Origin of the sequence: Streptomyces sp. TRM64462 (assembly GCF_013362995.1) — a bacterium.
Taxonomy (GTDB): domain Bacteria; phylum Actinomycetota; class Actinomycetes; order Streptomycetales; family Streptomycetaceae; genus Streptomyces.
Window position 1 is genome coordinate 1588 of record NZ_JABWDV010000416.1, and the last position, 26982, is coordinate 28569.

The 26982-nt window shown below is 71.4% G+C and carries 28 protein-coding genes; 13 read left to right on the forward strand and 15 right to left on the reverse strand.

The window, feature by feature from the left end:
* Window positions 1-458 precede the first annotated feature (458 nt).
* The 4 genes from HTZ82_RS25520 to HTZ82_RS25535 are packed head-to-tail and all read right to left on the reverse strand — an operon-like array spanning window position 459 to window position 3989.
* Window positions 459-1664, reverse strand: coding sequence for an ABC transporter permease (locus HTZ82_RS25520; protein WP_309235679.1), 1206 nt, complete (start codon window positions 1662-1664; stop codon window positions 459-461).
* Window positions 1661-2410, reverse strand: coding sequence for an ABC transporter ATP-binding protein (locus HTZ82_RS25525; protein ID WP_175411759.1), 750 nt, complete (start codon window positions 2408-2410; stop codon window positions 1661-1663). Before HTZ82_RS25525 ends, HTZ82_RS25520 begins: the two co-directional genes overlap by 4 nt.
* Window positions 2407-3468, reverse strand: a complete 1062-nt coding sequence (locus HTZ82_RS25530; RefSeq protein WP_175411760.1) for a peptidoglycan-binding protein — start codon at window positions 3466-3468, stop codon at window positions 2407-2409. The genes HTZ82_RS25525 and HTZ82_RS25530 overlap by 4 nt, the downstream gene beginning before the upstream one ends.
* Window positions 3465-3989: a hypothetical protein gene (locus tag HTZ82_RS25535; protein ID WP_175411761.1), complete on the reverse strand. Its 525-nt coding sequence runs from the start codon at window positions 3987-3989 to the stop codon at window positions 3465-3467. The genes HTZ82_RS25530 and HTZ82_RS25535 overlap by 4 nt, the downstream gene beginning before the upstream one ends.
* 197 nt (window positions 3990-4186) lie before the next feature.
* Between HTZ82_RS25535 and HTZ82_RS25540 the strand changes: the two genes are divergently transcribed.
* From HTZ82_RS25540 to HTZ82_RS25550, 3 genes are all read left to right on the forward strand, one after another.
* Complete coding sequence (locus tag HTZ82_RS25540) at window positions 4187-4891, forward strand: response regulator transcription factor (RefSeq protein WP_175411762.1); 705 nt, start codon at window positions 4187-4189, stop codon at window positions 4889-4891.
* Entirely contained in the window at window positions 4888-6042 is a 1155-nt protein-coding gene (locus HTZ82_RS25545; RefSeq protein WP_175411763.1) for a HAMP domain-containing sensor histidine kinase, read from the forward strand. The genes HTZ82_RS25540 and HTZ82_RS25545 overlap by 4 nt, the downstream gene beginning before the upstream one ends.
* 225 nt (window positions 6043-6267) lie before the next feature.
* On the forward strand, window positions 6268-7566 hold the full coding sequence (locus tag HTZ82_RS25550) for a VanZ family protein (RefSeq protein WP_175411764.1): 1299 nt from the start codon (window positions 6268-6270) through the stop codon (window positions 7564-7566).
* Window positions 7567-7693: 127 nt separating this feature from the next.
* Here HTZ82_RS25550 and HTZ82_RS25555 read toward each other — a convergent pair whose 3' ends face one another.
* Together HTZ82_RS25555 and HTZ82_RS25560 are read right to left on the reverse strand one after the other, a co-directional pair.
* Window positions 7694-8125: a PRC-barrel domain-containing protein gene (locus HTZ82_RS25555; RefSeq protein ID WP_175411765.1), complete on the reverse strand. Its 432-nt coding sequence runs from the start codon at window positions 8123-8125 to the stop codon at window positions 7694-7696.
* Between the two features lie 2 nt (window positions 8126-8127).
* A complete protein-coding gene (locus tag HTZ82_RS25560; RefSeq protein WP_175411766.1) occupies window positions 8128-8691 on the reverse strand; it encodes a PRC-barrel domain-containing protein in 564 nt (187 codons plus the stop codon).
* A gap of 680 nt (window positions 8692-9371) precedes the next feature.
* Here HTZ82_RS25560 and HTZ82_RS25565 point away from each other — a divergent pair.
* The 7 genes from HTZ82_RS25565 to HTZ82_RS25595 all read left to right on the forward strand — a co-directional run bounded on the left by HTZ82_RS25565 (window position 9372) and on the right by HTZ82_RS25595 (window position 15659).
* Window positions 9372-10271: a HipA family kinase gene (locus tag HTZ82_RS25565; RefSeq protein WP_175411767.1), complete on the forward strand. Its 900-nt coding sequence runs from the start codon at window positions 9372-9374 to the stop codon at window positions 10269-10271.
* A complete protein-coding gene (locus HTZ82_RS25570; RefSeq protein ID WP_175411768.1) occupies window positions 10268-10651 on the forward strand; it encodes a DUF3037 domain-containing protein in 384 nt (127 codons plus the stop codon). The genes HTZ82_RS25565 and HTZ82_RS25570 overlap by 4 nt, the downstream gene beginning before the upstream one ends.
* A gap of 159 nt (window positions 10652-10810) precedes the next feature.
* The gene (gene fabG, locus HTZ82_RS25575) at window positions 10811-11572 is read left to right on the forward strand and encodes a 3-oxoacyl-ACP reductase FabG (RefSeq protein WP_175411769.1); all 762 of its coding nucleotides are present in this window, start codon (window positions 10811-10813) and stop codon (window positions 11570-11572) included.
* A 20-nt stretch (window positions 11573-11592) separates the two neighbouring features.
* Complete coding sequence (locus HTZ82_RS25580) at window positions 11593-12360, forward strand: SDR family oxidoreductase (protein ID WP_175411770.1); 768 nt, start codon at window positions 11593-11595, stop codon at window positions 12358-12360.
* Between the two features lie 120 nt (window positions 12361-12480).
* Complete coding sequence (locus tag HTZ82_RS25585; RefSeq protein WP_175411771.1) at window positions 12481-14058, forward strand: ABC transporter substrate-binding protein; 1578 nt, start codon at window positions 12481-12483, stop codon at window positions 14056-14058.
* A gap of 152 nt (window positions 14059-14210) precedes the next feature.
* Window positions 14211-14894: a uracil-DNA glycosylase gene (ung, locus tag HTZ82_RS25590; protein ID WP_175411772.1), complete on the forward strand. Its 684-nt coding sequence runs from the start codon at window positions 14211-14213 to the stop codon at window positions 14892-14894.
* A 288-nt stretch (window positions 14895-15182) separates the two neighbouring features.
* Complete coding sequence (locus HTZ82_RS25595; RefSeq protein WP_175411773.1) at window positions 15183-15659, forward strand: hypothetical protein; 477 nt, start codon at window positions 15183-15185, stop codon at window positions 15657-15659.
* A gap of 61 nt (window positions 15660-15720) precedes the next feature.
* On the opposite strand, the gene HTZ82_RS25600 is transcribed toward HTZ82_RS25595, so the two are convergent.
* Both HTZ82_RS25600 and HTZ82_RS25605 read right to left on the reverse strand, forming a co-directional pair.
* Complete coding sequence (locus HTZ82_RS25600; RefSeq protein WP_175411774.1) at window positions 15721-15957, reverse strand: hypothetical protein; 237 nt, start codon at window positions 15955-15957, stop codon at window positions 15721-15723.
* A 318-nt stretch (window positions 15958-16275) separates the two neighbouring features.
* A complete protein-coding gene (locus HTZ82_RS25605) occupies window positions 16276-16785 on the reverse strand; it encodes a DinB family protein (RefSeq protein WP_175411775.1) in 510 nt (169 codons plus the stop codon).
* Window positions 16786-16888: 103 nt separating this feature from the next.
* On the opposite strand from HTZ82_RS25605, the gene HTZ82_RS25610 reads away from it, so the two are divergent.
* A complete protein-coding gene (locus HTZ82_RS25610; RefSeq protein ID WP_175411776.1) occupies window positions 16889-17797 on the forward strand; it encodes a Gfo/Idh/MocA family protein in 909 nt (302 codons plus the stop codon).
* On the opposite strand, the gene lnt is transcribed toward HTZ82_RS25610, so the two are convergent.
* The 5 genes from lnt to HTZ82_RS25635 all read right to left on the reverse strand — a co-directional run bounded on the left by lnt (window position 17718) and on the right by HTZ82_RS25635 (window position 22154).
* The gene (gene lnt / locus HTZ82_RS25615; RefSeq protein ID WP_175411777.1) at window positions 17718-19385 is read right to left on the reverse strand and encodes an apolipoprotein N-acyltransferase; all 1668 of its coding nucleotides are present in this window, start codon (window positions 19383-19385) and stop codon (window positions 17718-17720) included. The genes HTZ82_RS25610 and lnt overlap by 80 nt on opposite strands.
* A 49-nt stretch (window positions 19386-19434) precedes the next feature.
* Window positions 19435-19905 carry a nuclear transport factor 2 family protein gene (locus HTZ82_RS25620; protein WP_175411778.1) on the reverse strand — a complete coding sequence of 157 codons (471 nt, stop codon included), beginning with the start codon at window positions 19903-19905 and terminating at the stop codon, window positions 19435-19437.
* Between the two features lie 76 nt (window positions 19906-19981).
* On the reverse strand, window positions 19982-20197 hold the full coding sequence (locus HTZ82_RS25625) for a hypothetical protein (RefSeq protein WP_175411779.1): 216 nt from the start codon (window positions 20195-20197) through the stop codon (window positions 19982-19984).
* A gap of 233 nt (window positions 20198-20430) precedes the next feature.
* On the reverse strand, window positions 20431-21306 hold the full coding sequence (locus HTZ82_RS25630) for an undecaprenyl-diphosphate phosphatase (RefSeq protein WP_175411780.1): 876 nt from the start codon (window positions 21304-21306) through the stop codon (window positions 20431-20433).
* 80 nt (window positions 21307-21386) lie between these two features.
* On the reverse strand, window positions 21387-22154 hold the full coding sequence (locus HTZ82_RS25635) for a TVP38/TMEM64 family protein (RefSeq protein ID WP_175411781.1): 768 nt from the start codon (window positions 22152-22154) through the stop codon (window positions 21387-21389).
* A gap of 284 nt (window positions 22155-22438) precedes the next feature.
* On the opposite strand from HTZ82_RS25635, the gene tuf reads away from it, so the two are divergent.
* Together tuf and HTZ82_RS25645 are read left to right on the forward strand one after the other, a co-directional pair.
* The gene (gene tuf, locus HTZ82_RS25640) at window positions 22439-23611 is read left to right on the forward strand and encodes an elongation factor Tu (protein ID WP_175411782.1); all 1173 of its coding nucleotides are present in this window, start codon (window positions 22439-22441) and stop codon (window positions 23609-23611) included.
* 89 nt (window positions 23612-23700) lie between these two features.
* Window positions 23701-24546 (forward strand): spermidine synthase, encoded by an 846-nt coding sequence (locus tag HTZ82_RS25645; protein WP_175411783.1) that lies wholly within the window; start codon window positions 23701-23703, stop codon window positions 24544-24546.
* On the opposite strand, the gene HTZ82_RS25650 is transcribed toward HTZ82_RS25645, so the two are convergent.
* Window positions 24508-25830, reverse strand: a complete 1323-nt coding sequence (locus HTZ82_RS25650; RefSeq protein ID WP_175411784.1) for an MFS transporter — start codon at window positions 25828-25830, stop codon at window positions 24508-24510. The two genes, HTZ82_RS25645 and HTZ82_RS25650, sit on opposite strands and share 39 nt — an antisense overlap.
* A 49-nt stretch (window positions 25831-25879) precedes the next feature.
* Window positions 25880-26977, reverse strand: coding sequence for a hypothetical protein (locus HTZ82_RS25655; protein WP_175411785.1), 1098 nt, complete (start codon window positions 26975-26977; stop codon window positions 25880-25882).
* Window positions 26978-26982 lie beyond the last annotated feature (5 nt).

Here is a 26982-nt window from a genome sequence, read left to right on the forward strand (position 1 = left end):
GCGGGCCGCCGCGCCCAACCCCCTACGCGAGTGGCCCGGGACCTCACTTCCTGTGCCACCTCGGCGGGCCGGTGTGGGCGCGGGCCGCCTGCTGGTGAGCGCAGACGGCGGGGATCGACGAGGTGTCCTGGTCGATCTCGCCCGTGGCACCGGCCTCAGCTCGGCCTGCTGGGGCGGATGCTCCCGGGTTCCGTCACCGGCCGTAGGCGACGGTGCTCGTGGACGGCCTTCCGCGACCCGAGCCGTTCGGGCGGGGCATGCCGGTGCACCCCGTTCCTGCTCGGCGCCCGTCCGTCAGATCGCCTCACCCCATGTCTACATCAACGGCCGGGTTGAGCGGCAGTCACATGGCCGGTCGAACAGGCCCTGGCCGACGGACGATCGTCGCGACCGTTGAAGTGTTCGCACTAGGCAGCCGTCGGCCGCAGCACACGTCCCGCGCCGTGCCCGTGCCGCTGCTATGCGGAGTGGAGGGCGAGCGTGGGGGAGATGCGGGCGGCGCGGACGGCGGGGTAGAGGCCGGCGAGGGTGCCGATGGCGAGGGTGGCGGCGAAGCCGCCTCCGACGGCCCACAGGGGGACGACCCAGGGGATGTGGCTGGCCAGGGCGTAGGCGGCGGTGGCTGCGGCGCCGAGAAGGATGCCGGCGGCGCCGCCGATGGTGGACAGCAGGAGGGATTCGGTGACGAACTGGCCTCGGATCTGGCCGCGGGTGGCGCCGAGGGAGCGGCGCAGGCCGATCTCGTGGCGGCGTTCGAGGACGGAGATGATCATGGTGTTGGCGACGCCGACGCCACCGACGAGAAGGGCGACACCGCCCAGACCGAGAAGGAGGTTGCTGAAGGCTCCTTCGGTCGCGGCTTTGGCCTGGAGGGCTGCTGAGGGGTCGGAGACGTTGACGTTGCGTGGTGTCTGGGGGTCGACGGCGCGTGGGATGAGCTGGTGGACTTCCCCGACCTTGTTGTCGGCGGAGCGTTCGTAGACGGTGGTGGGCCGGGCGTCGAAGCCGAGCTGGCTGGTGGCGATGTTCCAGCCGACGAGTGCGGAGCGGGCGATCTCGGGGGCCAGGGGGAGTGGATCGAGGATGCCGATCACGGTGAAGTACCTCTGGTTGATGTAGACCTGCTGACCGGGTTCGGTGATGCCCAGGCGCTGGGCGGCGACATCGCCGAGGACGACCGCCGGGTACTTGCCGGTGGCCGCGTTGAGCCAGGTGCCCGAGCGCAGGGTGGCGCGCAGGGTGGCGGGCAGGTCGTCGGTGGCGGCCTGGACGGTGATGCCGCCGGTGATGGTGTCGGCGATCTTCTCCGTACGGCGCACTGTGTGCGGCAGCAGGCCGGTGGCTCCGGTGTGCTCGACGCCGTCGACGCGGGCGACCCGGCTGACGGCGTCCTCGGCGAGCGGGATCTTCTTGCCGGTGAGGAGGTCGGTGCCAGGGGTGATGACGAGCATGTTGGTGCCGAGCTTGTCGAGCTCCTGGAGGAGCTTTTCCTTGCTGGAGGCCGAGATGCCCACCACGGAGATCATGGTGGCGATCCCGATGGCGATGCCCAGCGCCGAAAGGACGATCCGCATCGGGCGGGCGCGTATCCCGGCGGAGCCGGTGTGCAGGATGTCCCGCAGGGCCAGACGAGCCGGTTTCAGTGCCGGCCGGCGGCGGCTCACCGCTCGTGCCCGATCGTGTGCTTGCCGGCGGTGTCCTGGACGACGCGGCCGTCGCGGATACGGACCTGGCGGGGCAGCCGGTCGGCGATCTCGGTGTCGTGGGTGATGACGGCGATGGTGGCGCCCTCCTGGTTGAGCTGGTGGATGAGCCGCATGACGGTCTGGCCGGAGGCGGTGTCCAGGGCTCCGGTCGGCTCGTCGGCGAGCAGCAGGTCGGGCTCGCCGACGACGGCCCGGGCGATGGCGACCCGTTGCTTCTGCCCGCCGGACAGCTCGTGCGGCCGGTGCTTCCCGCGGTCCGCGAGGCCGACGCGTTCCAGTGCCTCGGCGGCGCGGCGGCGGCGCTGCGCGCGGGGAAGGCCGGAGTACAGCAGGCCCTCGGCGACGTTGTCCAGCGCGCTCATGCCGGGCACCAGGTGGAACGCCTGGAAGACGAACCCGATGTGCTGGGCCCGCAGCGCGGAAAGCTGCCGGTCGGTGAGGGCGGCGGTGTCGTGGCCGGCTATCCGTACCGAGCCGGCGGTGGCCGGGTCGAGGGTACCGACGATATGCAACAGGGTGGACTTGCCGGACCCGGAGGTGCCGACGATCGCGAGGAGTTCCCCGCGGTCGATGGTCAGGTCCACACCCTGCAGGGCGTGGACCTCCCCCGGGTAGGTCTTGGACACGCCGGCCAGCTCTACCACCGGGCCGGCCGGGGCGGTGCGTCCGCCGGCAGCCGCGGGAACGGGGGCGGTGTTGTTCATACCGACGGCACCCCGACGCGCATGCCGGCCCGCAGGCCGTCCCCGGTGATCTCGACGCGACCCTGGGCGAACATGCCGAGGGTCACCTTGACCTCGCGCACCTGGCCGCCATCGACGACCTGGACGCCGAAGGAACCGTCCTTGAGCGCGAGGAGGGCTCCGACCGGGACGGAGAGGACATTCTTGCGAGTCTGCCCGGTGAGCTTCACCGTCGCGGGGGCCTGGTCGATGCCGGAGACCTTCTCCGGATCGTCGAAGGTGACCGTCACGTCGATCCGGGGCGTCCTGTCGTCCGGGCTGTCGCCGCTCTTGGCGACGGCGCCGACGGAGGCGACGGTGCCGCTGGTGGTGGTGTTGTCGGGCAGTTGGACTTCCACCTTGCTGTCCGGCTTCGCCAGGGCTGCCTGGGAGACCTTGACCTTGAGCCGCACGACCCGGTCCGCGCTGGTGGTCGTCAGCACCTGCTGCCCCGGGGCCGTGCGGTCACCCACCGACGCCTCCGCGCTCGCCACTCTCACCGGGCCCGGCGCGAAAGCGATCGTCTCCGGCCCGATCTCTCCGGTCTGTTTCAGTCCGTGATCCTTCTGCCAGCGTTTGACGCCCTTGGTGGTGCCGTCTGTGAATGTGTCGTCGGCTGCCAGACCGGCGCCGTAGCCAAGCGCGATCAGGTTCTGCTTCACCTGCTTGACGTCCGTACCGGTGTCACCGTTCTTCAGCTTCCGGTACATCGGCTCCGTGCCGAACCACAGGCGCACCGGTGTGCCGTCGACCGCGTACAGCTTCCCGTTCCGCTCGACCTCCGCACCGCTCGCGCCGACCCAGGTCAGGGTGCCGCCGGTACCAGAGTTGATCTTGCGCTGCTTCGCGTAGCCGAGGGTGCCGTCCACACTGGTGCTGCTCACCAGGTCGCCCTGGACGATCGGTTCGGTCGCGGTGGGCAGACGCGCCTGCGTTTGCCCGGCATCGGCTGTGTCCGGTCCGGTCAGAGTGGTGGCGGCGAAGCCGCCGGCCAGGACGGCGGCGACGGTGACCGAGACGATCAAGGTGTTGCGCTTCATGCCGCACACTCGTTCAGCGCCGTCAAGAACTTGTCCGGGTCCGCACCCTGGGGGACCTGCCAGGCGTTGCGAGAGCCGTCCGGTCCGGCCTTCGGGTCGGGCATGTCGAAGCCCTTGCCGCGCAGGCACTCAGCGATCTTGACCTGCTGGTCCAGCGCCTGCTGACCACCGGCGTCCCCGCCACCGCCGGACCCGCCCGCGCCCGAGCCGCAGTCCTCCAGAGCCTGGGTCCACTTCGCCGGGTCCGTGCCCTGCGGCGGAGCGAGCATCGTGGAGTAGGGGTTCTCGCCCGGCTGAAGGTCGGGCACATCCATGCCCTTGTCCCGCAGGCACGTACGCAGAGCCTGCGCCTTGTCGAACGCGGCCGTGTCCGGCCCCGACCCGTCCGACCCGCCCGATCCGGACGTGGACTCGCTCGGTCCGGGGCTGTCGGAGGACTGGGAGCAGCCGGTGGCGAACAACGCCACCCCCGTCAGCGCCGACATCAAAGCCAGGGCGATCTTGTGATTCCTCAAGGTCATGGTCATGTCTCTTCGCGAAGGGGCCACCGCCACAACGCTGCGCCGGCAGCCCGCCTGACTGCGGACGAGGGCATCGTGGCCAAGGGGGCTGTTTCATTTCCCTTACAACCGTCTGAATGCTCCGCCGACGGTCTTCGCTCCGCTGCTCCCCGGGTGTGTAACAGCGGCGAAAGGCGCAGGCCAGGTACACAGGAGGCATGCGTGTACTGGTGGTGGAAGACAAGGCGTTCCTGGCCGCGATGATCGCCGACGGGCTGCGCCGTGACGCGATCACGGTCGACGTGGCCCTCGACGGTCTGACCGCTCTGCGCAAGCTGCAGTTCGGCGATTACGACGTGGTCGTCCTCGACCGGGATCTGCCCGGCCTGCACGGGGACGAGGTCTGCCGCCGGGGCGTGGCCCAGCAACTGCTCACGCGGGTGCTGATGCTCACCGCCTCCACCACCGTCCCCGACCGCGTCGAGGGCCTCGGTCTGGGGGCGGACGACTACCTGACCAAACCGTTCGCGTACGACGAACTCCTCGCCCGCGTCCTCGCTCTCGGACGGCGCGCGCAGCCCGCGCTGCCGCCCGTGATCGAACGCGGCGGCATCAGCCTGGACACCGCGCGCCGCCAGGCCCTCCGGGGCGGCACACCGCTGTCCTTGTCGCGTAAGGAGTTCGCTGTCCTGGAGACGCTGATGCGCGCGAACGGAGCGGTCGTCAGCGGCGAGGACCTCATCGAGAAGGTCTGGGACGAAAGCGCCGGGTACGACACCAACCCGGTGCGCGTCACCCTCAGCCGGCTGCGCGCCAAGCTCGGCGACCCGCCCGTGATCGAAACCGTACCCGGCGCCGGCTACCGCATCCCCACCGTCCCGGAGGGCGAGCGGCCCGCCGAAGCCGGGGAGGCAGGGAAATGATCCCCCGCCTCTCGCCGACCACCGAGCGGGCCCGCCTGACCGCCCTGTACGGCGGCCTGCTGTCGCTGGCCGGCTGCCTCCTGATCACCGTCATCTACCTGATGGTCCAGGACGGCCTCGACAACCGCATCCAGCACGCCTTCACCCATACAGCCCCCGACCGGCCCGTTTCCACGCCCCACCCGGTTCCCGGCGACATCGTCCCGCCCGAGCGGGCCGGCAACTACGCCCAGACCGTCGCGGTCGAGGCGGTCACCGCCACCACACTGAGCCGGCTGTTGACCGTCTGCGCCATCGCCTTCGCCCTCTACACGCTCCTCTCCCTCTTCCTCGCCTGGTGGATGGCCGGCCGCGTCCTGCGCCCGGTCGGCATCATCACCGCCACCGCCCGCAGACTCTCCGGCCAGAACCTCCACCAGCGCATCGACCTCAAAGCCCCGCCGGGCGAACTCAAAGACCTCGCCGACACCTTCGATGAGATGCTCGACCGCCTGGAGCGGCTCGTCACAGCCCAGCAGCGGTTCGCCGCCAACGCCGCCCACGAACTGCGCACCCCACTCGCCATCCAGCGCGCCGCAGCCGAAATCGGCCTCGCCGACCCCGAACCCGAACGCGTCCGCTGGATCCGCAGCGAGCTCCTCGAAGCCGCCGACCACAGTGAGAAACTGATCGACTCACTGCTCCTGCTCGCCTCCACGGACCAGGGCCTCCAGCGGCGGGAACCCGTCGCACTCGACGAGATCACCGCCGGCGCGACCACCGGCCTCTCAGGTCAGGCCCAGCAGAAGGAGATCAGCCTCCACCTCGCCCTGGAACCGACCACCATCACCGGTGATCCCGTCCTGCTCCGCCACTTGATCCGCAACCTGCTCGCCAACGCCCTCGCCTACAACCACCCCGGCGGCCACGTCCACATCTCGCTCACCGACCGGACGCTACGCGTCTCCAACACCGGCCCGCTGATCCCCTCCCACATCGCCCCCCAGCTCTTCGAGCCCTTCCGCCGCCTCACCGAACGCACTCACACCCCAGGCGAAGGCGCCGGCCTCGGCCTGGCCATCGTCGCCTCCATCGCCCATGCCCACCACGCCCACGCCACAGCACACGCCAACAAAGACGGTGGACTCACCGTCACCATCGCCTTCCCGTGACACGCGAGCGGGCCGCAGCCGTCGCGGACGTCCGGGGCGCGCGTCACGACGTGCCCCTTCCTCGGCGAAGCGCGAAGAGCTTCTCCGGCAACGGGAGGACGGCGACTGAGCGCGAGCCTATTCTGGTCGGTCTCGGGAGGACCCGAGCGACCATGGGGATGCCGCGCGGCCCGCCCGGTCCCGCGGCTCGGGGGCGGCGCATGCCGCGGACAGAGAGTGCCTGCCGTGTTCCGTACGTATCTGCTGCCGGTGCAGGTAGCGGTGACGCTGTTCCCTCTCGTCACCGCGCTGATCATGGTGCCTGCCGCTGTCCACGGCTACCGCCGGCGCGGACGGGCCGGCGGCTGGCCGGTCCTTGTCTTCTACAGTTTCGTCTTCTACCTGCTAGCGGCTCTGCTGCAGACCGTGATGCCGCTGCCCGCCCACACCAGCGCCTTCTGCTCCACCGCCCGCTACGCCGAGAGCCCACAACTCGAACCCTTCGACTTCTACCCTCGCCTCGCCTCCGCCTCCGGCGGAGACTGGTCGGTGGGCACCCTGGCCGGGCTCGCCGTCACCTGGACCACCGTGCTCAACGCGCTGCTGCTCTTCCCACTTGGCATCTACCTGCGCTACTACCTGCGCCAAAGGCTGCCTCCCGCGACCGCGTTGGCCTTCGCCACCTCACTGTTCTTCGAGATGACCCAGTACACCGGCCTGTGGTTCGTCTACACCTGCCCCTACCGGCAGTTCAACGTGGACGATCTGATCCTCAACACCGGCGGCGCAGTCCTGGGCTGGATCGTCGCCGGTCCCGTCATCCGGCTGCTCCCCGTCAACGACCCCGATCGCGAGCGCCTCCGTTACGGCGGCCGCGTCACCTTCACGCGCCGCCTTCTGGCCCTCGTCATTGATCTGGCCGGGTGGCTGATCACCTGGACCCTGACCGCCGGTCTCCTGGCAGTCGCCACCGACGCGCCCACCGGCCGCCGTCACGCTCTCGTCCTCGGCAGTGCGCTCGGCCTGGTCTGGTTCTGGCTACTGCCCGCCTTCTGCGCTTCCAGCCCCGGCAAACGAGCCGTGCACCTGCGCATCGTCCGCCCGGACGGCACCCGGGCCGGGTTCTTCCGCGTCACCATGCGCACCTGGACCGCGTACGCTCCCCTGGCCCTGGTCTGGCTCGCGGCCGCCCAGCACACCCGAGACGCCCTCCTCCCCACACCCGCAGGCCCGCTCGTCCCCTACGCCGCCACCCTCGCCGCCACCGTCCTGTGGGGCTGGCCCGCACTGACGGCCCTGCTGCGCCGCGACAGCCCCGCGCCGCACGAACGCTGGTCCGGCACCGTCAACCAAGCCGTACCAGACCCTCCGCGTCTGCCGGTCGCCGGCTCACCGCCGATGCCCGCACAGACAGCTCCCGCGGTGGGATCGGACCCTCCCCACCCGGCCGAGCACTGCCCGCCCGGCGGAGGCGTCGCGCCGACCGACCAGCACAGCGACCGGACCAGCGCGTCTCACACCCGCGATATCTCCAACGGAGCGTGAGGGAAGCAGCGACCACGAACCATGGCCCGCCGGTTCGAGAACCCGTGTCGCGTTCCACACGATCGGATGGGGAGAGGTTCCCGATCGTCCGTCGTGCCCGCGTATGGAAGCCGAGGAGTGGCCTGGGTCAGGGAGCAGTGACGATGACGGCGTAGCTGCCGGCGCCCATGAGCCGGTCGCCGTGGACTTCCTGGCCGGCGAGGATGAGGCGCTGGATGTGCCCGGTGGTGTCGTCGAACTCCACGTCCTCTACTGGGCCGAGGTCTTGTCCGGCTTCGGTCAGGACACGCTTGCCGAGGGGATCGAGGTGCTTGTCCGCCCGGATCGAGGCGTCCGCCTCGGTCTGGATGTCCTCGGCCGAACGCACGGTGACCGCGTCAGGACCGAACGTCTGTACGTGGTTCCAGGTCACGAGGGTGCCGTGACCTGTCGATTTGAGCCGGAGGGCGGCGACGCGGGCGGGTGAGGCCGCGATGGCGAGACCGGTGACGGTGGCGAGGGTCTCGGCGGTGGCCAGGGCGACGACGCTGCGGCCCTTCGCCTGACTGAACAGCGGCATCGTCACGTCTCCTGTTCGAGGCGGGTGCGCAGCCCACGGAGTGCTTCAGGGAACCCGGCCAGATCACCGGCGGTGAACTCGCCGGCAGCTTCGGGAACAAGGACCATCTCGCCTGAGACGGCCACAGGCTTGATCACCGGCAGCAGCACACTGTGGTGGCCGCGCCCTGGGGCTTCGATCTCGTAGCCGACCACGACCGGCTTCCGGCCGGCCTCGATGATCACGTCGACGACCTTGCCGAGGTCGGTGCCCCCCTCGGTCATCGCCCGGGCACCGAGGACGTTCCCTCCTCCGGAGGCCGTGGCGTCCTTGGTCGTCTGATCGTCTTCGGCGAGCGCGTTCTCGTCCCGGATCATCACCGCGTCCGGACCGAGGGCATGTACCCGGCTCCACGGCAGGTCCCGTTTGAGGGGGCCGGCGAACAAACCGCGCCCGCTCAGTGTGAAGCAGCGGACGCTGCCGCGGGCGATGTCGAAGACGATGTCCTTGACCTGGGCGACGTCCTCACCCTCCAGGGTCACCACGGGCAGTTTGGCGATCTCACTCGCCCGCATGTACGCGGTCATGGCTTCGGCCTGCCTTCACCTCGCGGAGAACGCCTGCCCGCGATGACCCCGCCCGTCCGGCGGCGCGCCTGTACCGCGAGCGCGGAAACGGCACACAGGGCAACGACCACCACCACGATGACGGCCCAGATCCACCAGTCCATGCGCAGCACCTCCCGGCCCTCCCAAGCTGCCCCTTAACTGTCAGTATGCGACCCGCCTCGACGGCTGTCGACACCACGGACCGCGCGCGGAAGACGCCGGACGTGGCCGAGTGCACCGCGCTTCAGATGGCGGGCGAGCACGATCCCCATCGCCGCAGCAGTACGCAAGGGCAGGGTGGGGCCCTTGTGGCATCCGGTCGCGGAGAAGGGCGGCCGTGGTGGCGGCGCCCATCCGTGTGCTTCAGTACACCTACGCCTCGGTCATGTTGGGAGCCGGAGAGTCCGTCGTGCCTCTGGCTCGATGGCTCGGACACTCCTCGCCGACGATCACACTCGGTTACTATGCTCACTTCATGCCGGAGGCTGGCAGCAAGGGGCGCGGCACCATCGACCGTCTGCTTGGGGAGCGGGGGGACCGGCTCGCCAGCCGAAACTCCCCAGATTCTCCCCAGCGCCGTTGACCGGTGATTCCTGCCTCTACGCCCCGTAGAAGTCGTCCGTGGATTGTAAGGCTGAAGAGATGGGTGGCCTGGGAAAGTGTTGCAGGAGGTCGTAGCAACCCGCTATGTCACGCCTTTGCGTGAGGGCGGTTCGCTCCCCGGGATCGTCGAGGCCGACGATCTCGGCACATACGTCATGAAGTTCACCGGCGCCGGACAGGGGCGCAAGACGCTCGTCGCCGAAGTCATCTGCGGGCAGCTCGGCCGCCGCCTCGGGCTGCGCGTCCCGGAACTCGTCGCCATCCAGCTCGACCCGGTCATCGGCCTGGGCGAGCCCGACCAGGAGGTGCAGGAGCTGCTCAAGGCGAGCGGCGGCCTGAACCTCGGCATGGACTACCTCCCCGGCTCCCTCGGCTTCGACCCGCTCGCGTACGAAATGGACCCCGAGGAGGCCGGCCGGGTCGTCTGGTTCGACGCCCTCATCAACAACGTCGACCGCTCCTGGCGCAACCCCAACATGCTCGTCTGGCACGGCGACCCCTGGCTGATCGACCACGGCGCCACGATGATCTGGCACCACAACTGGCCCGGCGCCCAGGCCTCCGCGGCCAAGCCGTACGACGCGTCCGACCACGTCCTGGCCACCTTCGGTCCGGACATCGCGGCCGCGGCCGCCGAACTGGCCCCGAAGGTGACGGATGAGCTGCTGACCGAGGTGGCCGCCGACGTACCGGACGAGTGGCTGGTCGACGAGCCCGGTTTCGACTCCGCCGACGCCGTACGCCGCGCCTACGTGGAGGCGCTGCTGCCGCGCGCCGCGACCATCCACGAGCGCATCACGGTCGGCGAGCGGACCGGACACCGGCCGTCCCGGGCACCCGGCTGGCTCACCGACCACCTGGCACCCTGGCCCCACGCCACCAAGAGCACCGAGAACGAGCAGCAGAGCAAGCAGCAGAGCAAGCAGCACAGCAAGCAGAAGGACAGCGGCGAGTGAGTGAGCGGGACGTCTTCGAATACGCGCTGCTGCGCGTCGTACCGCGCGTCGACCGCGGCGAGTGCTTCAACGCGGGCGTGGTCGTCTACTGCCGCGCCCGGGCCTTCGTGGCGGCGCGCACCCACCTGGACGAGAACAAGCTGACGGTGCTCGACCCCCAGGCCGACGTCGTCGGCGTACGCGCCGCCCTGCGCGCCGTCGAGGGCGTCTGCCGGGGTGGCGAGGACGCCGGCCAGGCCGCCCGTGAGGACGTGGGACGGCGGTTCCGCTGGCTGATCGCCCCCCGGTCCACGGTCGTGCAGCCCGGTCCCGTGCACACCGGGCTGACCACGGACCCGGAGGCCGAGGTCGAACGGCTCCTCGACCTTCTGGTGCGCTGAGCAGGTGCACGTGATCCCTGGCACTCGGCGGGCCGTTGACACCGGGTGCCAGGGCTTCTAGCGTCTCGTCCAGCTGAAGGTACTAAGCGGTCGCTCACCGCCCTCGCCGGTTAGGGGACGGGCACGGCGGCCAGGGACTCAAGGGCGAGGAGAACCAGCATGTCCACCACCCAGCAGCGCGTGGCCGTCGTGACCGGAGGGGCGCGCGGCATCGGCGCCGCCACCGCCGTACGACTCGCGGCGGAGGGGCGCGCCGTCGCCGTCCTCGACCTCGACGAGGCCGCGTGCAAGGACACCGTCGACACCATCACCGCGGCGGGCGGCACCGCGCTCGCGGTCGGCTGCGACGTCTCCGACAGCGCGCAGGTGGAGGCCGCCGTCGCGCGCGTGGCCGCCGAGCTCGGCGCCCCGACCATCCTCGTCAACAACGCCGGCGTCCTGCGCGACAACCTGCTCTTCAAGATGAGCGAGTCCGACTGGGACATCGTGATGAACGTGCACCTCAAGGGCGCGTTCCTGATGGCCAAGGCCTGCCAGGCGCACATGGTCGACGCGGGCTTCGGCCGGATCGTCAGCCTCTCCTCGTCCTCCGCGCTCGGCAACCGCGGCCAGGCCAACTACGCCGCCGTCAAGGCAGGCCTCCAGGGCTTCACCAAGACCCTCGCCAAGGAGCTCGGCAAGTTCGGCATCACCGCCAACGCCGTCGCGCCCGGCTTCATCGTCACCGAGATGACCGCGCAGACCGCGGCCCGCGTCGGCATGGGCTTCGAGGAGTTCCAGGCGGCCGCCGCCACCCAGATCCCCGTCCAGCGCGTCGGCCGCCCCGAGGACGTCGCCAACGCCATCGCCTTCTTCACCGGCGACGACGCCGGCTTCGTCTCCGGCCAGGTCATGTACGTGGCCGGTGGCCCCCTCAACTGACGCGGAAGGCGGACGACGACATGAGCAGCAGGGAACTGCCGGAGCCGACCGGCAAGGTCGCCCTTGTCACGGGCGGCAGCCGCGGCATCGGCTACGGCATCGCGGAGGCGCACGTCGCGCGCGGCGACCGCGTCTGCATCACCGGACGCGGCGAGGACGCGCTCAAGGAGGCCGTGGAGCGGCTGGGCCCCGACCGGGTCACCTACGTGGCGGGAAAGGCGCATGACGAGGCCCACCAGGCGGCCGCCGTCGAGCGCACCATGGAGGCCTTCGGCCGCGTCGACTACCTGATCAACAACGCCGGTACCAACCCGGTCTTCGGCCCGATGGCCGAGCTGGACCTCAACGTGGCCCGGAAGGTGTACGAGACCAACGTCATCTCTGCCCTCGGGTTCGCCCAGCAGACCTGGAAGGCGTGGCAGAAGGACAACGGCGGCGCGATCGTGAACATCGCGTCGGTCGCCGGCGTCGCCGCGTCGCCGTTCGTCGGCGCGTACGGAATGAGCAAGGCGGCGATGATCAACCTCACGCTGCAGCTCGCCCATGAATTCGCCCCGATTGTCCGGGTCAACGCGATTGCCCCGGCCGTCGTGAAGACGAAATTCGCCGAAGCGCTCTACGAGGGCCGTGAGGCGGAGGTCGTCTCCGCCTATCCGCTCGGCCGGCTGGGCGCCCCGTCCGATATCGGAGGAGCGGCCGCATTCCTCACATCCGATGAATCAGGCTGGATCACCGGGCAAACCCTGGTCGTGGATGGGGGAATTTTCCTCAATGCCGGAGTCGGCTGAGGTGGATTACGCCTGATTGGCCGCTGAATGCCTCAAGTGCCCCGCCGGTCCTCCCTGATTGACCTGGCGGGGCGCTGCGGTATGGTCGGCCGACCGTGGCTGAACGAGGAGCGTGTGCACGTGTTCAACCGGACCAGTCTGCAGGCAGCTGCAGCCCTTGCGTCCATATCCCTGCTGACGGGATGCAGTCTCTTCGGTGAGGACGAGGCGGAGGCGGGAAACAAGATCGTCGTAGGGACGACCAGTTCTCCGACCACCCTCGACCCCGCTGCCGCCTGGGACAGCTCCTGGGAGCTGTACAGGAATGTGTTCCAGACGCTGATGAGCTTTCCCACGGGAAGCACGACGCCCCAGCCGGACGCCGCGGACTGCAAGTTCACGGACACCGTCAGCAAGGTCTACCAGTGCGACCTCCACGACGGGCTGCAATTCTCCAACGGCAACAAGATCGACGCCGCCGCCGTCAAGCACTCCATCGAGCGCATCCGCACGATCGACGCGGAAGGCGGCCCGAACGGTCTCCTCGGCTCCCTCGACAAGATCGAGACGAGCGGCGACAAGACGGTGGTCTTCCGGCTCAAGGAGTCGGACGCCACGTTCCCGTTCGTGCTGGCCACGCCCGCCATGTCGCTCGTCGACCCCGCCTCGTACCCGGCGGACCAGCTCCGCACCGACGGCAAGATCGTCGGCTCCGGCCCGTACACCCTCGAGAAGTACACCGAGGGCGTCGAGGCAGAGCTGCTCAAGAACCCCTCCTACAAGGGCTTCGCCGACCGTAAGAACACCGCCGTCACGATCCGCTACTTCAGCGAGTCCGAGGCCATGGTCACGGCGCTGAAGAAGAAGGAGATCGACATCACCTACCGCGGTCTGACCGCCGAGGAGATCGTCGATCTGCGCGAGAAGAAGCCCGAGAACGAGGGGCTCCAGCTCATCGAGTCCACCGGCGCCACCATCCACTACCTGGTCTTCAACGCCGAGGACAAGGCAGCCGGCGAGGCCGCGGTCCGCAAGGCGATCGCCCAGGTCATCGACCGTGAGGCGCTGGTCGCCAAGGTCTACCGGGGCACCGCGGAGCCGCTCTACTCCATGGTCCCCAAGGGCATCGCCGGCCACACGACCAAGTTCTTCGACAAGTTCGGCGACCCGGACGTCGACAAGGCGCGCGCCCTGCTGCGCAAGGCCGACATCACCGAGCCGGTCAAGCTGACCTTCGGCTACACCACCGACCGGTACGGCTCCTCCACGGCGGCCGAGTTCGCCGAGATCAAGCGGCAGCTCGACGCCACCGGGCTCTTCGAGGTGACTCTCGAGGGCAAGCCGTGGAAGGAGTTCCAGCCCGCTTACCAGAAGGGCACGTACCAGGTCTTCGGCCGTGGCTGGGCTCCTGACTTCCCGGACCCGGACAACTTCATCGCGCCGTTCGTGGGCAAGAACAACGTGCACGCCGCGCCGTACGAGCAGCCCGAGATCACCGAGCAGCTGCTGCCGGAGTCGCGCCGCAAGTCCGACCGCGCCGCGGTGACCAGCCAGTTCGAGAAGGCGCAGGAGATCCTCGTCGACGACGTACGGCTGCTGCCGCTGTGGCAGGGCAAGCTGCACCTCGCCGCCAGTGAGGAGATCGGCGGCGGCGAGCGCGCTCTCGACCCGCAGACGGTCATGCAGCTGTGGGAACTGCACCGCAAGACCAGCTGGTAGGAGCAGGAGGCTCGGCGCCCGCGGGCCGGNCCTGGTCACCGGCCCGCGGGCATGAACGCGCGTCCTTCGCGGGACCGGAGGCGGGGCCGGTTGTCAGTGCCCGCAGGTAGGTTCTGTGATCGACAAGAGATCCCACTCCGGAGGTTGTTGACGTGACCGACACCGCCATGCTGCCCGAGTCCTGGCGCGGCGTCCTCGGCGACGAGCTGCAGAAGCCGTACTTCAAGCTGCTCACCGAGTTCGTCGATGAGGAGCGGGCCAAGGGGCCGGTCTACCCGCCGCGGGACGAGGTGTTCGCCGCGCTCGCCGCCACTCCGTACGACAAGGTCAAGGTCCTCGTCCTGGGCCAGGACCCCTACCACGGAGAAGGCCAGGGCCACGGACTGTGCTTCTCCGTGCGGCCGGGCGTCAAGACCCCGCCGTCGCTGCGGAACATCTACAAGGAGCTGCGGGAGGAGCTGGGCCACCCCGTCCCGGACAACGGCTATCTCATGCCGTGGGCCGAGCAGGGCGTCCTGCTGCTCAACGCGGTGCTGACGGTGCGGGCCGGTGAGGCCAACTCCCACAAGGGCAAGGGCTGGGAGAAGTTCACGGACGCGGTGATCAGCGCGGTGGCCTCCCGTCCGGACCCGGCCGTGTTCGTCCTGTGGGGCAACTACGCCCAGAAGAAGCTGCCGCTCATCGACGAGACACGGCACGTCGTGGTCAAGGGCGCCCACCCGTCGCCGCTGTCCGCGAAGAAGTTCTTCGGCTCCCGGCCGTTCACGCAGATCGACAAGGCCATCGCCGACCAGGGACACGAGCCGATCGACTGGCGCATCCCCGACCTCGGCTGACGCACGCCGACGCGTCGGGGACCCGCCACGGCGCGTACAGAGGCGGGCCAGCCCTCGTCGTCGGCGGCTGTGCGCTTGCCGGCCTGCGCGCCGGGCGGCGCCGAAATCGGTTGCCGGCGGCTACGGCGGCGGCGCCCCGGGGCCTCCGGGCCCTACGGCCGGACACGACCTAGACCGGTGGATGGTGTGGGCGGCCGCGTCGTGCCGGGTGGTGCCGGGCGGCGGACGCGTCGTGCCGGTGGTGGCGGGCGGCGGTAGCGTCGGAGCAGTGACGACGAGGGAGGCCACGTGGTGGAGCAGCAGGGGAGTGCGGCCGACGACGCCGTCATGACCAGGATCGGGCAGACGACGATGCTGCTCCACGCGGGAGACCGCGAGGAGGCCCGCAACCGCTTCCAGGATCTGTGGGCGCAGATCGGTGAGGACGGCGACCCGCTGCACCGCTGCACCCTGGCCCACTACATGGCCGACGCGCAGGACGATCCCGACGCCGAACTCGCCTGGGACCTGCGTGCGCTGACCGCCGCGCAGTCCCTCGACGAGGCGCGGCTCGCCCGCCACGACTCGGCCGTCGCGCTCCGGGCCCTCCACCCGTCGCTCCACCTCAACCTCGCCGCCGACTACGTGAAGCTGCGGCGGCCGGACGACGCGCGCGTCCACCTCGACCGGGCACGCGGCGCGTGCGACGCTCTCGGCGACGACGGGTACGGCAACGGCGTACGGGCCGCCATCGACCGGCTCGACCAGCGGCTGCGCGACGGCTGAGCCGACCGGCCGGGCGGCCGGGCGGGAGCCGGTCCGTCAGGCGTGCCCGGTGAGGCCGGCCTCAGCGGCGGGCCGCCTCCCGGCAGGCGCGGGCCTCCCGGCTGCCGGGCCGCCACCCGCCGTACCGCTCGGCCAGGCCGCACACGTCCGGCACGGTGACGGGCGCCGGGACGGGCACGGACACCTGGACACGGCGGCGGGCGGGGGACGTGACGGGCGGGTGCGAGCGGGTCTTGCCGTACGAGGAGCGTTGACGCTGCCGGGGCTTCTTCGGCGTCGCGTACTGCCGCCTCTTCACCTTCCCGCCGTGGCCCTGACCCTGTCGCGGCCGCGCCGAGGCCCTGGACNNNGGCCGGGGCTCCACCACCGGGGGGACGGCGATCAGCGGCTCGGTCCCGTACGCCGGCTGGTCCGCCGCCGGGGCGTGGGACGGCGCCGAGTGCTCCTGCACCGTCACACACCCGGCCGCAGCCGTCACCACCAGCGCCACCCACCCCAGTACCCGTAACCCGGGCCTTCTCGTTCCTCGCACCCGGCCACTGTGGGGGCCCGCCACGCCCCGTACAGCCGCTACCGGCGGTTATGGCCCGCACGGGTGAACCCGCCGGAAGTCGGGTCAGGCCTCCGTCGCTCCGTCGATCCGCTCCCGGATCAGGTCGGCGTGGCCGTTGTGGCGCGCGTACTCCTCGATCATGTGCGTGTAGATCCACCGCAGGTTGAACGTCTCGCTCAGGCGGTGCTTCCCCACGGCCAGGTCGTCGAGGGACGCGGTCGCGATCTCCCTGCTGCGGGCGATCTCGGCCTGCCATGTCGCATAGGCCTCCTCCCAGGTCTCGTCCTCACGCGGGTGGAAGTCGCGGTCGCGGTCCTCATCCGTGTAGTAGATCGGGCCGGCGTCCTCACCGGTCATGACCTTGCGGAACCAGCCGCGCTCCACCTCCGCCATGTGCCGTACGAGCCCGAGGAGGGTCAGGTCGGAGGGCGGCACGGACGCCTCCCGCACCTGCTGCTCGTCCAGGCCCTGGCACTTGACGGCGAGCGTCGCGCGGTGGAACTCCAGCCAGCCCTCCAGCATCTCTCGCTCGCCGGCCGCACCATCGGGTAGCTTGCGTTCGTCAGCAGTCATGCCCCGCATCCTCGCCCACCGGCCCCGCCGTGTGCCAACGGTATTCACCGCACAGGCTGTTGAAGGGCGGCCGGGCGGGAGAGGAAGCGGAGAGGAGACCCCCGTGAAGGTGGGCTGCATCGGACTCGGCGACATCGCGCGGAAGGCGTATCTGCCGGTGCTCACCACACTGCCCGGCGTCGAACCGCACCTCCAGACCCGTACGCCCGCGACGCTGGACCGGGTCGGCGTCGCCCACCGCATCCCCGCGCAGCACCGCCACACCGACCTCGACGGGCTGCTCGCCGCCGGCATCGACGCCGCGTTCGTGCACGCGCCGACGCCGGCGCACCCCGCGATCGTCACACGGCTCCTGGAGGCCGGGATCCCCACGTACGTCGACAAGCCCCTCGCGTACGAACTCGACGCGTCCCGGCGCCTCGTGGACCTCGCCGAGCGGCAGGGCACCAGCCTCGCCGTCGGCTTCAACCGCCGCTTCGCGCCCGCCTACGCGCAGTGCGCGGACCATCCGCGCGACCTCATCCTCATGCAGAAGAACCGTGTCGGACTGCCCGAGGACCCGCGCACCCTGGTCTTCGACGACTTCATCCACGTCGTCGACACGCTGCGCTTCCTGCTGCCAGGACCCGTCGACCACACCGACGTGCGCGCCCGGGTGCGGGGCGGACTGCTGGAGCACGTCGTGCTCCAGCTCTCCGGCGACGGCTTCACCGCCATCGGCATGATGAACCGGATGAACGGCTCCACCGAGGAGATCCTCGAAGTCTCGGGGCAGGACACCAAGCGGCAGGTCGTCAACCTCTCCGAGGTGATCGACCACAAGGGCCAGCCGACCGTGCGCCGGCGCGGCGACTGGGTGTCCGTGGCCAGGCAGCGCGGCATCGAGCAGACCGTGCTGGCCTTCCTCGACGCCGTACGGGCGGGCAAGACGCTCAGTGCCCGGGACGCCCTGCGGACCCACGAGCTGTGCGAGCGGGTCGTGCGGGACGCCCTGGAGCAGTCCGCCGCCTGACCGCCCGCACACCCGCCGCGCCCGCCGCCCCCACCAGCAGCGCGAGCGCTGCCCAGACGGGCCAGTCGCCGAACCGTGCGTACAGGGTCTCGGCGGTCGCCTGCGGTACGTCGTACACGGCGGCCGCGCTGCGGTCCGTACCGAGCGGGGCGCCGACGCGGTCACCGTCCGGCCCGAACACGGCGCTCACGCCGGTCAGCGTCGCGTGCACCATGGGGCGCCCGGTCTCGGCCGCCCGCAGCGCCGCCAGCGTGGCGTGCTGCTCGGGGGCCCAGCTCTCCTGGAACGTGGACGTCGACGACTGCGCGACCAGCAGTCCGGCGCCGTCCCGCACCAGCCGGCGGCTCATGTCCGGGAACGCGGTCTCGAAGCAGACCAGCGGGCCGAGACGCAGCACGCCGTCGGTACCTTCCGCGCCGGCGCCGGCCGTCATCACGACCGGGTGCTCGCCCCGTCGCCGGTCCTCTTCCGCCGCACGGCCCACCGACGTCACCCAGCCCAGCACGGACCGCGCCGGGACGTACTCGCCGAACGGCACGAGCCGCATCTTGTCGTACCGGTCGCCCGTCGGGCCGCCCGGGCCGATGAGGATGCTGCTCTTGTAGATGCCGGGCTGGTCCGAGCGCCGCGCGTCCACGTTCACCAGGATCTCCGCGCCCACCGCGCCGGACAGCTCCGTCAGCCGCCGCGCGAGGTCCGGCCGCGCCGTCAGGTCGGCGCCGACGCTGCTCTCGCCCCACACCACCAGGTCCACGTCCCGCCCGGCGAGCCGGCGCGTCAGCTCCTCGCCCCGCGCGAAGCGCCGATCAGCGCTGTCGGGGCCGCCGATCACGCCCGGCTGGACGACCGCGACCCGCGCCCGCCCGGTGACCTCCGGCGGCGTCACCCACGCCCACGCCGCACCCACGGAGCCGGCGCACAGCGCGAGTGCGGCCACCGCCACCGTACGCACCCGGGTGCGAGCGGGGGCACGGCCGGACATAGAGCCCGAGGCACGGGCGGGGGAGCGCGGCGCCGCCACGAGCAGCACCAGCGCCGTGTTGACCGCCACCACCAGCAGCGTCACCAGCCACACCCCGCCCAGCGACGCCACGCGCAGCGCCGGCGGCACCTGCCACTGGCTCGCACCCAGCAGCCCCCACGGGCCGCCGAGCCCCTCCCACGAACGGACCAGCTCCACCATCAGCCAGCCCGACGGCACCAGCGCCAGCGCCGCCACAGCGCGCCACGCCGACGGCGCACCGCCGAGCAGCCGGTGCACCAGCCACCCCCACGGCGCCCAGAGCAGCCCCAGCAGCGCCGCCAGCACCAGGATGAAGACATGGAGGTTCGGCATCAGCCAGTGGTGCACGGCCAGCATGAACCCCAGGCCGCCCGCCCACCCGTCGAACGCCGCACGCCGGCCGCTCCGCGCCGTACGGATCAGCAGCATCCACGGCACGAGCGCGCCGTAGGCGAGCCACCACAGGGAGGGCTCCGGGAACGCGAGCGCCGGCAGCGCCCCGGCGACGGCCGCGACCGGGCCGCGCCCCCACCGTGACGCGAGGATCCGTTCCGCGCGCCGGCTCCGACCGGCGGGCATCCGCATGTGCCCTCCTCGCCACAGGAGTGTGGGAACTCCAGTGTGGCGGAGGAGATCACTCCACGGACAGTACGCCGGGGCCGGTACGGCGCCACTTCTCGCGCATCTCGACCGAGCGCAGCCGCCAGCCGTCCGCGGTGCGCCGCAGCGCGAAGCGGCAGCGCCCGCCCGCTGTGAAGCCGTCCGCGTCCGGTTCCGCAGCGGCGTACATCGGGGTCACGTAGTCGGCCAGCGCGTCGGCGCTGTCGCCCGGATAGCCGCCGAGGTCCTCCAGCCGCACCCGCCGGTTGACGATCAGGTGCTGGCGCACAGGGAACCGCCGCATCGACTCCGCCAGCCAGTCGGCCACCTCGCCGCACGGTCCGGCGATGCCGCCGGCGGCCCGGTAGTCGGCGTGGCCGTCCGATGTGAACAGCCGCCGGTACGCGTCCCAGTCGGCGTCGTCGACGGCCACGGCGTATCCGCTGATCAACTCGTCGATGGCCAGCCGGTCCATCACGGTGGCCAGGTCCACGCGCTGCGTCATCGCACCAGTGTCCGCCCGCCCCGTCCGACGCGCCAGGCCCTGTGCACGACGCTTCCGCGTGGCGACGCCCAGGCCGTCATGCGGCTTCCCAGTGGTGCGCGCGTCCGCCGCGCCACTCGACGAGGTGAGGGTCGTCGAGATCGATGTCGGCCTCCTCCAGGCCGGCGCGCCGCAGGAACTCGATGAGGTCCGCGTCATTGTGGGCGAGGCCCACGATCCGGCCGCGCACGGTCACGCGCCGCCCGCCACCGGCGGTCGGCCGGTGCACGACGACGGGGGCCTGCCACGGCATGCCTCCAGCGTGCGCCGCCGGGCGGAAGATCGCAGCCTGTGCGGGCCGGGGGAGACGGGCGGGGCGCGTGGCCTTCACACGGGGTGTGAAACCCGCACGTGCATATATGCGGCGTACACCCTCGCGCGGGCGGTCCGTTCTGCGGCACTCTCATGGGTACGGATCCGGGCCGGAACGAACCCCCGGGACCATGGGCCGCCGGTCATCCCCCCCGCCGGCGGCCCCCCGCCGTCTCAGTGCGTGGGTTGGCCGGCGTCCGGGCTGAGGACGCCCAGCCAGATCAGCGCGAACAGCACGAGCCCGAGCGCTACCCGGTAGATCACGAACGGCATGAAGCTCTTCGTCGTGATGAACTTCATGAACCAGGCGATGACCGCGTATCCCACGCCGAAGGCGATGACCGTGGCGAAGAGGGTCGGCCCCCAGGCCACGTGCGCCGCCTCGCTGACCTCCTTCAGCTCGAAGAGGCCCGACGCCATGACGGCGGGGATCGCGAGGAGGAACGAATAGCGGGCGGCGGCCTCGCGCGTGTAGTTCATCAGCAGACCGCCGCTGATGGTGGCGCCCGACCGGGAGACGCCCGGGATCAGGGCCATCGCCTGGCACATGCCGAAGATCAGACCGTCCTTGATACCGAGGTCCTGGAGCGTCTTGCGGTCCTGTGCCGCACGGTGCCGGCCGCCCGCCCGTCCGCGCGACGCCAGCCAGTCGGCCACACCGAGCACGATGCCCAGCACGATGAGCGTGGTCGCGATCAGCCGCAGATCGCGGAACGGGCCCTCGATCTGGTCCTTGAAGGTCACGCCGAGCACACCGATCGGAATGGAGCCGACGATCACCAGCCAGCCCATGCGGGCGTCCTGGTCGGAGCGCATCGCCTTGTCCGTCAGCGACCGGAACCAGGCCGTCAGGATCCGCGCGATGTCCTTGCGGAAGTAGATGAGGACGGCGGTCTCGGTGCCGATTTGAGTGATCGCGGTGAACGCGGCGCCCGGGTCCTGCCAGCCGGCGAAGGCGGCGGTGAGACGCAGATGGGCGCTGGAGGAGATCGGGAGGAACTCCGTAAGCCCCTGGACGAGTCCGAGGATGAGCGATTCGAACCAATTCATGGGGCCAGGGCCGTCCCGAAATGTGCGTGTGCGGTCGTTGAGTCGGTGCAGCGTATCGCCTCAGGGTGAACGGACGGTGATCATCCGGTGTCGCCCAGCGGTGTCACCTCGCCCCGGACCCGGCCCTCGCCCCGGACGCGGCCGCGGAGCCGGTCGCGCTTGCGCCAGGCGACCACCGAAGCCGCCAGCGCGCTCACGACGATGAAGGCCGTCGACAGGAGGAAGGCCGGGGACGTCGGCGACCCGGCCTGGCTGCCCGCGACCACGTACGCCGCCGTGTTTGGCACGCAGCCCAGCCCCGTGCCCACCAGGAACGGCGTGTAGCCCATCCGCGAGACCGCCGCGCAGTAGTTGGCCGCCGCGAACGGCACCCCCGGGAACAGCCGGATCGCGAGCGTCGACCGGAACCCGTGCCTGCTGAGCTGACCGTCCGCCAGTTCCAGGAACCGCCCGCGCAGCAGCGGCCGCAGCGCGTCCTGTCCCAGCACCCGGCCGAGCGTGAACGCGATGCCCGCCCCCAGCACCGTCCCGCCGACCGCCGCCGCGAGCCCCGCCTGCGTCCCGAACAGCGCGCCCGCCGCCAGGTTGAGCACCGGACGCGGCACGAAGGCCGCCGTGCACACCCCGTACGCGAGCCCGAACAGCACCGCCGCGGCCGCCCCGCCGCCGATGTGCGGCGGCCAGGCGCCGCCCGCGAGCAGCCGCTGCGGCTCGTACGCGAGGACGGCCGCCGCGCCCGCCGCGAGCATCACGACGAGCAGGGACAGCCGGGACCACGGTGACAGGAGCACCCGCGAGCAGCGCGGGGCGAGGCCGGCGGCCGGGGGCCGGGTGACGGGCTCGAACATCCGGGGAGAGTAACCGACACGGGCGTGTGATCGCCGTGACGACCACCGCGAAAACCGTTCGACGCCCCACCGTCCGGCACGGCAGGATCGTTGCCATGTTCCGGTACGCCTTCCTCGCAGCGCCGTCCGCAGTCGCGGACGCGCCGAAGGCTGCCGCCATCGTCCTGGACGGCGCCCGAAGCTGACCCTTCCCGGATCGATCGTCCGGCGGACCCCGTACGGGGAGGGTCGGCAAGGCCGAGGGGTCCCCCACGCTTCGAGTTCCGGAAGGAACCAGCCCAGCCATGTCCAAGACGGCATACGTCCGCACCAAGCCGCACCTCAACATCGGCACCATGGGTCATGTCGACCACGGCAAGACCACGCTCACCGCCGCCATCACCAAGGTCCTCAGCGAGCGCGGCAGCGGCGCCTTCGTCCCCTTCGACCGGATCGACCGGGCCCCCGAGGAGGCGCGGCGCGGCATCACCATCAACATCGCGCACGTCGAGTACGAGACCGACACCCGCCACTACGCGCACGTGGACATGCCCGGCCACGCCGACTACGTCAAGAACATGGTGACGGGCGCGGCCCAGCTCGACGGGGCGATCCTCGTCGTCTCCGCGCTCGACGGGATCATGCCCCAGACCGCCGAGCACGTGCTGCTCGCCCGCCAGGTCGGCGTCGACCACATCGTCGTGGCCCTCAACAAGGCCGACGCGGGCGACGACGAGCTCACCGACCTCGTCGAGCTGGAGGTGCGCGAGCTGCTCACCGCCCACGGCTACGGCGGCGACACCGTCCCCGTCGTACGGGTCTCCGGGCTCAAGGCCCTGGAGGGCGACCCGCGCTGGACCGGCGCCGTCGAGGCGCTGCTCGACGCGGTCGACACGTATGTGCCGATGCCCGTGCGGTATGTGGACGCGCCGTTCCTCATGTCCGTCGAGAACGTCCTCACCATCACCGGGCGCGGCACCGTCGTCACCGGCGCCGTGGAGCGCGGCACGGTGCGGATCGGGGACCGCGTGCAGGTGCTGGGCGCCGACGGCCTGGAGACCGTCGTCACCGGTCTGGAGACCTTCGGCAAGCCGATGGACTCCGCGCAGGCCGGCGACAACGTCGCGCTGCTGCTGCGCGGTGTGCCGCGCGACGCGGTCCGCCGCGGGCACGTCGTGGCCGAGCCCGGCAGCGTCGTACCGCGCCGCCGCTTCACGGCGCAGGTGTACGTGCTGTCGGGACGCGAGGGCGGACGCGCCACGCCCGTGTCGACCGGCTACCGGCCGCAGTTCTACATCCGCACCGCGGACGTGGTCGGCGACATCGACCTGGGCGACGCGGCCGTGGCCCGGCCGGGTGAGACGGTCACCATGACGGTCGAGCTGGGCCGCGACGTCCCGCTGGAGGCGGGCCTCGGCTTCGCGATCCGCGAAGGCGGCCGCACGGTCGGCGCGGGCACCGTGACCGAGGTGCTCTGACCGAGTGCTCTGACCGAGGTGCTCTGACCGAGGTCTGTGACCGCCGTCCCCGTGGGCGACATGCCGCTGCCCACGGGGACAATGGAGGGGTGAACGAGGCCACTCCCGTACTCCGCGCCGTCGACGGCGGCACCGCCAAGCTCATGCCGGACATCGACCGGCGGCGGGCCTGGCTGCTGACCGTCGACGGCGCGCCCCAGTCGTACGTGGACCTCGACGACCCGACGCACCTGGAGTTCGAGTACGCGCGGCGGCTCGCCCATGTCGTGGACGGCGCCGCCGACGCGGGCGCACCGCTCGACGCGGTCCACCTCGGCGGCGGCGCCCTCACGCTGCCCCGGTACGTCGCGGCGACCCGGCCGGGGTCGCGGCAGGACGTCGTGGAGGCGGACCTGGGGCTGCTGGCGCTGGTCACCGAGCACCTGCCGGTGCCGGAGGGCTCCGGGATCGCCGTGCACGGGGCGGACGCGCGGGCGTGGCTGGAAGCTGCGCCGGCGGACTCGGCCGACCTCGTCGTCGGCGATGTGTTCGGCGGCTCGCGGACACCCGCGCATCTGACGTCCGTCGAGTACGCGCGCGAGGTGGAGCGGGTGCTGCGCCCGGACGGGACCTACGCCGCCAACCTGGCGGACGGGGCGCCCTTCACATTCCTCCGCTCCCAACTCGCCACGCTCGCCGCCGTGTTCGCGGAGCTGGCGCTGATCGCGGAACCCGCCGTGCTGCGCGGGCGGCGGTTCGGCAACGTGCTGCTCGTGGCGTCGCACGCCCCGGTGGACACGGCCGTGCTGGCCCGCCGTACGGCCGCCGACCCGTTCCCGGCGCGGGTCGAGCACGGCACGTCGCTGGCCCGGCTCGTCGGCGGCGCCGCGCTCGTGCGGGACGTGGACGCCGTGGCGTCACCCGAGCCGCCCGACGGGGCCTTCGGCATCGGCTGACGGCGCGGCCCCGGCGGACGCGGGACCGGCCGACACCTCCTTCGTACGCCGCGTCAGATTCCGTACGTCCGGAACGAGCAGCACCAGCGCCGTCACCACGATCACCAGCGCCGCGCACCCCCACAGCGCCTGCGGCCGCCCGAACGCGCTCTCCGCGGGGCCGGCCAGGGCCGTGGACAGCGGCAGCATCGCCGTCGAGCCGAACCAGTCGTACGCCGAGACCCGCGACAGCTTCTCCTCGGGGATCTCCTGGTGCAGCGCCGTCATCCACGCCACACCGAACACCTCGATCGTCACACCGGACACGAACATCGCCGCCACCAGGCCCCACACCGGAAGCGGCACCGCCAGCGCCGCCGACGGCAGCGCCAGCGGGAACACGCACAGCGTGCCCACGAGCAGCATGCGCCGCGGTTTCCAGCGCATCATCAGCAGGGCACCGCCGAGCGTGCCCACGCCGAACGCCGCGAGCGCCAGGCCCCACGGCCGGGCGCCGCCCAGCGTGTCGCGGGCGACCAGCGGCCCGTACACGGCGTCCACCGCGCCGATCACGGCCACGACGACGGAGAACTGGGCGACGATCGACCAGAGCCACGGGCGGCCGACGAACTCCTGCCAGCCCTCGCGCAGATCGGCCAGCAGCCCTCCGCCCGGCTCCCGCTCCGGTATGTGACTGACGTCGAGGAACGCGCGCAGCACTCCGGCGACCGCGAACGCGGCCGCGTCGAACGCGAGGACCCAGCCGGGGCCCAGGGCGGCGACCATCGCGCCGCCGAGCGCCGCGCCGCCGATGCTCGCGCCGTGCATCGCCACCCGGAACACGGCGAAGGCGCGGCTCGCCTGCTCCCCGCTGACGCTGGACATCAGCATGCCCTCGGCGGCCGGGTTGAAGAACGCCTGGCCGGTGCCGCACAGACCGGTGAGCAGCATCATCTGCCACAGCGTGGCGTGGCCGGACAGCACGAGTGCGGCGAAGACCGCCTGCGAGGCGCAGTTGAGGGCGTTGGCGGCGACCATCACACGGTGCCGCGGCAGCCGGTCGGCGACCGCACCGCCGATGAGGAGGAAGAGAACCAGGGGCAGGAAGCGGGCCATCGCGACGAGGCCGACGTCTCCGGCGTCGCCGCCGGACTCCAGGACCGCGAACGCCGCCGCGATCGTCGCGCCGTTGGCGCCCAGGTTGGTGACGATCGCAGCGGCGGTCAGCAGGACGTAGTTGTGTCCCGCCCATTCGGGGCGGCGGTGGCCGCGGCGGGGATGTGCCGGGACGGCGGGGGTGCTCACCTACCGGACTATCGCCGGTGGTCACCCCCGCCGCCAAACGGATTTCGCGTCAGGAGCTCGCGCCGTCCTCGGCCAGCCGCACGGTGCTGAGGATCTGCTTGATCTTCTCGTCCGGCAGCTCGTCCTTGATGCCGGTGTTGGCGTACAGCACCCAGGAACTGAAGTCGCCCTTCGCGTTCTTGAAGGAGAACGCGAAGGACTTGCCGTCCGTGTCGCACTTGTTCTCGTGCTTCGTGTTGAGCGCGGTCGCCGTGGCGAGGTGGCCGGAGAGGCCCGACTTCGTGGTGTACGGGACCGCCTTGGTGATCTTGACGGTGCCCTTCGGCTCGGTCTGCGCGTACGCCGCCCACACCCAGTTGCCGGCCTCGTTGTACGCGGCCTCGGCGGTGTCCTTCGCGCCCTGGCCGCCCTTCGTACCGGCCGTGGCGAGGCTCCACTTGTCGGCGGTGCCGTCCTTGTCGTCGTCGAACGTGCACCACTCGCTCTTGTAGCGGCCGGGCGCGGTCATGGAGACGACGGGGGTGCCGTCGCCCGCCTTCTCGTCCTCGAAGCCCGTGAGCATGCCCGAACCGAGCACCTCCCAGTCCGCGGGGATGTCGAACAGCGTGCCGTACTTGGGGTTGTAGACGACCTTCCAGCCGGCGATCGTCGGCTGTGCGGCACCGGAGCCGCCGCGCGGGTTCTCGGCCGGCGACGGCGTGGCGTCGGTGGAGGGCGACGCGGGCGCGGACGCGGCCTGCGACGGCGACGGGCTGCTCTGCGCGACCGGCTCCTTCTCGTCGTCGCCGAGGACGAGATACCCGGTCACACCGGCGGCGGCCAGGACGGCGACGCTCGCGGCGATCGCCACGATCATCGTCGTACGCCGGTCACCCGACGACGGCGGCGGCACGGCCGGGCCGGGCGGCTGCCCGGGAACGGCGTACTGCGGCGCGGTCGGCTGCTGGTACGGGTTGGGCTGCCCGTACCCGGGCTGCTGCTGCGGATAGCCGTACCCCTGCTGCTGCCCGGGCTGCGGCGGCTGCCCCGGCTGGCCGGGCTGCTGCTGGTACGGATTCGGCTGATACCCCGGCTGCTGATAGGGATTCGGCGTGTTCGGGTCCTGCGGGTTCTGCTCGCCCCCGGGCGGCTGCTGTCCTGGCCACATGGCCA